1 protein-coding gene is annotated in these 490 nt (G+C 49.8%); it reads right to left on the bottom strand.

The features are described 5' to 3' along the window. Positions 1–490, bottom strand: a 490-nt coding sequence (locus B3182_RS14325) for a pyridoxine 5'-phosphate synthase (RefSeq protein ID WP_292753246.1), incomplete at both ends; no start/stop codon positions are given.

Raw genomic sequence — 490 nt, 5'->3', positions numbered from 1 at the left:
TTGTGATAATGCAAACCATGACCAGCATTCACCTGCAAGCCCATAGCATGGGCTTTTTCAGCAGCTTGACGAATGATTTTCAGCTCATGCTGGGCTTCAGCCGCTGAACTAGCCTCGGCATAACGACCGGTATGTAACTCAATGACCGGCGCACCACAGGCCGCAGCAGCTTCAATTTGTTTCATTTCTGGATCAATAAATAATGAAACAGTAATGCCGGCTTCTGCTAATCGCGAACAGGCGTCATGCATTCTGGATTGTTGTCCGGCAACGTCCAGCCCACCTTCCGTGGTTAACTCTTCTCTGCGTTCCGGTACCAGACAGCAATCAGCTGGACGGTATAGTTCAGCGATGCCAAGCATTTCTTCGGTTACCGCCATCTCCAGATTCATTTTGGTTTGCAGAATATCGGCCAGCATTCTGACATCGCGATCCTGAATATGCCGGCGATCTTCGCGTAAATGCAGCGTAATACTGTCAGCACCGGCTT

It is taken from the genome of Methylophaga sp. UBA4204, assembly GCF_002379485.1.
Lineage (GTDB): Bacteria > Pseudomonadota > Gammaproteobacteria > Nitrosococcales > Methylophagaceae > Methylophaga.
This window is presented reverse-complemented; position numbering and strand designations above follow the sequence as displayed.